The organism is Parapedobacter lycopersici, from assembly GCF_040395035.1.
GTDB lineage: Bacteria > Bacteroidota > Bacteroidia > Sphingobacteriales > Sphingobacteriaceae > Parapedobacter > Parapedobacter lycopersici_A.
Genome location: NZ_JBEBRB010000029.1, coordinates 24772 through 31216, shown reverse-complemented (window position 1 = coordinate 31216; position 6445 = coordinate 24772). Strand labels below are relative to the sequence as shown.

The window sequence follows — 6445 nt, the reverse complement described above, 5'->3', positions numbered from 1 at the left end:
AGGTCAATAATTATAAACGGCAGCAAAAATAAACATTCCACTAAAGAATCCAACACCTAAAACAACCTACGTGCCAAAAAGGTTCACAGCAGTCGTCGCAATGAGTTGTCGATTTAGAAAAGCACCGTGCTCCAACAATTTAACTAGTTTTTGATCTATGGTGAAATTAAGCAACCGTTTCAAATGCTTCTCATGATGCAGATCCGTACCCAACAGATCCACCAGTCCTTCCTCCAACAACCATTCTGCTGCGTGCTTTTCTGATTTACCATAATAGCCCATTAACGACAGCAGATTCACCTGAAACAAACAGCCTAGTTCTTTAAGTCGCTCGTATTCCTCGGGCTTATCAAACAGGTAATGATACCGCTCGGGGTGGGCTAAGACCGGTGTATATCCTATAGCCCGTAAATTAAAAATATAGGTTTCCAAGTTTAATGGCCGGTGAAGATAAGGGGTTTCTACCAATAGATACTGATCGCCCGCAAGGGGAATCAACGCATCCTGTTTTACCAAGTGTCCAAACCCTTCGTCCATCATAAATTCAGCCGCAAAACGAAGCTTGGGCAATGTTGGATCGGTCTCGGCGGCCTGCTTTAATTGCTCGTAAGCATGCTGTATGGTATGCTTGTCGTTACGATGGATATCGGCCATGACGTGGGGGGTGGCAATCAAGGTATCGTACCCCATTTCAGCTAAGCCACGCATTAACTGCAGCGAAGTTGCCACATCGGGTGAGCCATCATCAACACCAGGAAGAATGTGGGAGTGCATATCGGTTTTCAATAACTCACCGATCGGGAACTGCACCAGCTTCTTCTTACTTCCAAATAGAAATATTCCCATTCAATTTAATCGTGTTTGTTTAGTCTCTGTCGTTTGTAATCAAATAATATACCAAGATAAGGATTTATCTCATTAGGGTTATTATTTTTCTGCTTTTGAGGGCTAATTACCTACTTATGGGTAGTTTCGCTCCTATGCCGCGGGGCATCTTACTTTGGCCGCAAAAGTAAGCAAAACTCGTCACTTGGATTTTTCGCCACAACGGTAGTGCATCAACCTACACCTTGCGAAATCTCCCAGGTGACCTTTATGCTATACAACGGCTTCTTCTGGCAGCCATCCCATCTTTCCTTTCTTAATCTAAACCGTAAACGCGACATCCGCGCCTTGTGACACAGCATCCGCTTTCCCATACCTTCCTTCATTAAATAGCTACCCCTCAAGCCGCAAAGGTAACTAAAATTTTGTCGATCAATAAACTAACGTCTTATATAGAACAGACATCCGCTCCACAACGCTACAACGTAACTGAATTTATTTGTATCTTTGTAATCAACGTATTACATAGGAGTAGTGCATGTTATCTAAAAAGACAAAATACGCGATCAAGGCGCTGATCGTGCTGGGCCGGAATTATGGCAATGAACCGATGCAGATTATGCGCATTGCGGAGGAAGAAAATATTCCCAAAAAATTCCTGGAGCAGATCCTGCTGGAGATGCGCAATGCGGGGATTCTATATAGTAAAAAGGGTGCCGGCGGCGGCTACAGCCTGAACAAGGCACCGGAAGACATCCGCCTGTCGCAGGTGATGCGCCTCATAGACGGACCCATTGCCCTGCTGCCCTGCGTGAGCCTGAACTTCTATCGCAGCTGCGATGAGTGCAAGTCAGAGGAGATCTGTGGCATCCGCGATACATTTGTGGATGTTCGCAACGCCATGTTGCAGATTCTCAACGATACGAGCATCGCGGATATCCTGAATAAAGAGAAACGCCTGAACCTGGAAGTATAACCGGCTTGCCGATGTATTATTGTGATCCGCCAGTCGACGGGAAACAATCCATGTGGATAGATCAAGATCAGTTCCTGTGCGGACAATCCCGTAGCATGCCCTGCGATGAAGGTATATACACGGTCACGCAAACATTTCCCGTATCTTCCATGTTTCTCTCCTGATGAAACCCATATGGAAATGGGCAATCGGCATCACAGCCAGCCTAATCTTTCTTGTATTAATCGGCGCCTGGTACCTCAGCAAACGGTGGAAACCGCTGGTAGAAACCAAACTGCGGGAGGCGGTATTAACCGGTACGGACAGCCTGTACCGGATCACGTATGATGAAATTGATTTTTCGCTCATTACGGGGAATGCGGTTTTATCCCGCATCCAGCTGGCGCTGGATTCCGCCGTTTACACCCGGCTGGACCGAGAACAGCGGGCACCTGATCTCACATACGGTGTCACGGTGCAGCGCATAAAGCTGGGTGGTGTCGGCCTGTTGCGCATGCTGCTCAGCCGGGACCTGCACGTCAGCAGTCTGACGATTGACACGCCGATCGTTAACCTTACCGACCAATATCATGCGTATAACGATACCACGGCTGCGGACAAACCGGCAAAAAACCTATACCAGCGTATTGCATCGTTTACAGATAAACTAAAAATAGGGCAGATGCGGGTCAATGGCGGCCGGTTTGCACTGGAAAAAACAAAGGACGCCACCCGGATAAGGCTCCCCCGCATCGATATCGATATTCGTGATCTCCTCGTCGACTCGCTTTCCCAATCGGACACGTCGCGGTTCTACGGTGCCCAAACCATTGAAATGAACCTGCCGGACGTGGAATTCATCCGGGCAGATGGACTTTATACGCTGACCGCGAAAAGATTACATGCGGTAACGGATGACGGCATGCTCACCATCGACAGCCTGCGGTATTACCCCCTGGTCAGCATGGCGGAGTTTTATCGCCATAAAAAGGTGGCGGAAGACATGGTGGACATGGATATTCCCCGCATCCGGCTGTCGGATATTAACCTGCCCCGGTGGATAACCGACCAAACAATCGCCGCGGGCACGTTGCACATCGACAGCGGTGGCACCATCGCCGTGTCGAAGGATTTATTTTATCCGGAGCCGATTGAAAATAAAATCGGCCGCGCACCACACCAGCACCTGCTCAACCTCAAACAGCCGGTGGCTATTGATTCGATCGTGGTAAACGACCTGGACGTGAGCTTTGCTCAATTGGGTGAAAAAAGCCGGGAGGAAAGCAAAGTGACGTTCGACCATATCCAGGGCGTGATCCGTAACGTAACCAACGATTCGCTCGCACTGGCCGAAAACCGGAACATGGTGCTCGATGTAAACGCGAAGCTGATGAACGCCGGCGAATTGTCGGTGCGGTTTGATTTTGACCTGCTGGATGAGGCGGGCGGGCATCGGTATCAGGTGCGCCTCGGGCCAATGGACGGGCGGCTATTCAACCACGTACTCACACCGTTGATGCCTGCCGAGATTGCAAGCGCCGATATCCAGGGGTTGAATTTTGACATGCGGGCGAATAATTACCGGACGAGCGGTTCGCAGCAGTTCGACTACCGTAACCTGAAACTGAATGTGCTGAAAGCCAAGGATGAATCCGGTGAACGGGCGACGCAGAAGCTTGCCTCCTTTTTAATCAACCAGCTGGTCATCAACGACAGTAACCCGGACGCCAACGGCAAACGCCATACGGCCAGCATTGATTTTGAACGGCCCCGGACCTACTCGTTTTTCAAGATGATCTGGCAGGGAATCTTCGAGGGAGTGAAACAGTGCATGGGCTTAAGCCAGAAGGATGAGGAACGGTTGCTCCGTGCGGCACAGCGGGGGCAATAGCAGCACAGCCCGCTGGGGTTACTGCATTCCACGCGGCTTACCCGGTCCATCTGGACGCATTACAACCCTTCAATCCCAAACCGCTCACCGAGTTGCTGCAAATCTGTCCACACCGCAGCGGCCAATGGAATCCCATTAATCCGACGCTCAGCCACCGCCAGGTCTTCGGGTTCCCCCGGAATCACCACGTGCTGCTGCGCATCAATGCGCCGGGCTTCCTTAAACCGTTCGATCCACTGATCCATGTGCCGCTTAAAATCTTCCACAGGGCGGAATCCGTCCACCCGCATGGCGCCCACGAAATGGCCGATACCCAGACCGGGTTCATCCGGCGCGGGCTGAAGGAACGCCACAAATGGCGGCACCCATGGCCCGTAATTAGCCCCCGAAAGCACGCCCGAGAGGATGTCCACGGTGGCTGACAGCCCAAATCCTTTGTGGCTGCCGTGCGCATAATCGCTCCCTAGGGGCAGCAGCACACCGCCCTGCTTAAGCGCGGTAGGGTCGGTCGTCGGCCCACCCGCCGCATCGAGCACCCACCCTTCGGGAATGGTCTTGCCGGCACGTTCGGCGACCTCCAGTTTACCATTTGCGGCCGCCGCCGTGGCCATATCCACCACCATCGGTGGGTGTTGCCCGGTCGGAAATGCATAACACATCGGGTTGGTGCCGAGCATGCGTTCCGACGAGAAGGTAGGGGCTACAAGCGGACTGGCGTTGGTCATCGCGTAACCGATCATATCTTCGGCCACGGCCCGGAGCGCGTGGTACGCGGCGATGCCGAAATGGTTTGAATTGCGGATGGCCACCCAGCCCGAGCCGTACTGCCGTGCTTTTTCCAGCGCAACTTCCATCGCATACGGCGCAACAACCAGCCCCAGGCCGCGATCGCCATCAACCGTTGCGGTAGTCGGTGTTTCGTGCACTACCCGGATATCGGGCGTTGCATTGATCCGGTGTTGCTCCCAGAGGCGCACGTAGCCGCTGAGGCGTGCTACACCATGCGAATCGATGCCGCGCAGATCGGCTGAAAGGAGTACATCGGCAGCCAGCCTGGCGTGCGTCTCGCTGCAGCCGATGGCTTTAAATACCTGCTCAGTAAATTCCCGCAGGGGTTGTTCGTATATCGTCATTTTTCTTTTTGCTATAGTCTATGGCCTGCATGCGGCCTGCCAGCAGAGACATTCCAATTGCTTCCGCAACCCTATCACGACAAACAAATGCATACGATGCAATGTGCCGTAAGCCCGCGCGCTGTCCGTTAGCCGGGAAGGCGCTATTCGTCGTCAAACCCCTCATCATCGTCAAAATCCCCGTCGAACAGGCTGTTAAACATGTCGGAAAAACTAATGCCCCCATGCAGGTACGTCTTGTTCAGCTGGGAATATTCGGCCAGCCCATGGAGCACAAACTCCATGAGCAGCAGCCGCTGGCTTTCGGCCAGTTTGGGATGCAGCTGCTTCACCAATCCATTCAGGTCGGGCACCTCCATCAGTGCCTTTTTGTACTGGCTGTCTGTCAGTTCATCGGTAAGCTCCAGCCGCTGGCCGAGGTTAAACCATTCGATAATCGATTCATACGGGCTGTCGGTCTTTGCTTTCTTGGCTTTTTCAGGATGGGGGAAATACTGGGTAAACAGCGTTTTGATGGCACCGCCGATCAATCGGTGGGCCACATGCACCGGGCCTTCCAGCTCACCCTCATAAACGAGTTCGATTTTACCGGTTATAGCCGGGATAATGCCGATAAAATCCGACAGCCGGGCGACCGTCTTTTTCTGGCCCGCGACAAACATACGCCGTTCGGCGGCGCTTACCAGATTTTCATATGCAGAGATGGTCAGCCGGGCGGATACGCCGGATTTCTGATCAATAAATTCGCTGTCGCGCGCCTCAAATGCCACCTGTTCCACCAGGTCTTTCAACAACCCGTCTACCTCAATGGCTTCCCGCTGCTCGGGAGTAATCCGCGCCTCCTGGAAGGTAATCTTCCGCGCAATATCAATGGTTTTTGGATAATGTGTTAAAATCTGGCTTTCGATGCGATCTTTGAGGGGGGTAACGATGGACCCGCGGTTGGTATAGTCCTCGGGGTTGGCCGTAAAAACAAACTGGATGTCAAGCGGCAGCCGGAGCTTAAAGCCGCGGATCTGAATGTCTTTTTCCTGCAGCATGTTAAACAGGGCTACCTGGATGCGCGCCTGCAGGTCGGGCAGCTCATTGATCACGAAAATACCACGGTGTGCCCGGGGAATGAGTCCGAAATGGATCACCCGCTCGTCATTATAGGTCAGTTTGAGGGTAGCCGCCTTAATCGGGTCCACGTCGCCCACCAGATCGGCTACGGTTACATCGGGCGTAGCCAGTTTTTCGGTATACCGTTCCGAACGATGCAACCAAGCGATGGGCGTATCGTCGCCCTTCGTTTCTATTTCATTGCGGGCATACCACGATATGGGGTGCAGCGGATCGTCAAACAGTTCACTGCCGGCCACATAGGGTACATATTCATCCAGCAGGTACACCATCAGCCGGGCAATGCGGGTTTTGGCCTGTCCACGCAGGCCAAGCAGCAGGATGTTGTGCCGCGAAAGGATAGCGGTTTCCAGTTCCGGAATCACCGTTTCATCGTAACCAATAATGCCTGCAAATTCGGCTTTCTTATCCCGAAGCCTGTTGATTAGGTTCGTGCGCAGTTCTTCTTTTACCGTCCGGTATTGGTAGCCGGATTTTTTAAGCTCTTTTAGTGTCGTTATTTCGGTCATGTATGATGAT

Annotated in this window: 5 protein-coding genes; 2 read left to right on the top strand and 3 right to left on the bottom strand. The window is 52.3% G+C overall.

Annotation, left to right across the window (positions count from 1 at the left end; genetic code table 11):
• Positions 1 to 66: 66 nt before the first annotated feature.
• Positions 67 to 846: a tyrosine-protein phosphatase gene (locus ABWO75_RS08000; RefSeq protein WP_353184342.1), complete on the bottom strand. Its 780-nt coding sequence runs from the start codon at positions 844 to 846 to the stop codon at positions 67 to 69.
• A gap of 517 nt (positions 847 to 1363) precedes the next feature.
• Between ABWO75_RS08000 and ABWO75_RS07995 the strand changes: the two genes are divergently transcribed.
• The gene (locus tag ABWO75_RS07995; RefSeq protein WP_257658720.1) at positions 1364 to 1801 is read left to right on the top strand and encodes an RrF2 family transcriptional regulator; all 438 of its coding nucleotides are present in this window, start codon (positions 1364 to 1366) and stop codon (positions 1799 to 1801) included.
• A gap of 163 nt (positions 1802 to 1964) precedes the next feature.
• Positions 1965 to 3671: an AsmA family protein gene (locus ABWO75_RS07990; protein ID WP_353184339.1), complete on the top strand. Its 1707-nt coding sequence runs from the start codon at positions 1965 to 1967 to the stop codon at positions 3669 to 3671.
• Between the two features lie 59 nt (positions 3672 to 3730).
• On the opposite strand, the gene ABWO75_RS07985 is transcribed toward ABWO75_RS07990, so the two are convergent.
• Positions 3731 to 4804 carry an Ldh family oxidoreductase gene (locus tag ABWO75_RS07985; RefSeq protein ID WP_353184337.1) on the bottom strand — a complete coding sequence of 358 codons (1074 nt, stop codon included), beginning with the start codon at positions 4802 to 4804 and terminating at the stop codon, positions 3731 to 3733.
• A 143-nt stretch (positions 4805 to 4947) separates the two neighbouring features.
• A complete protein-coding gene (locus ABWO75_RS07980; RefSeq protein ID WP_353184335.1) occupies positions 4948 to 6435 on the bottom strand; it encodes a sigma 54-interacting transcriptional regulator in 1488 nt (495 codons plus the stop codon).
• Positions 6436 to 6445 lie beyond the last annotated feature (10 nt).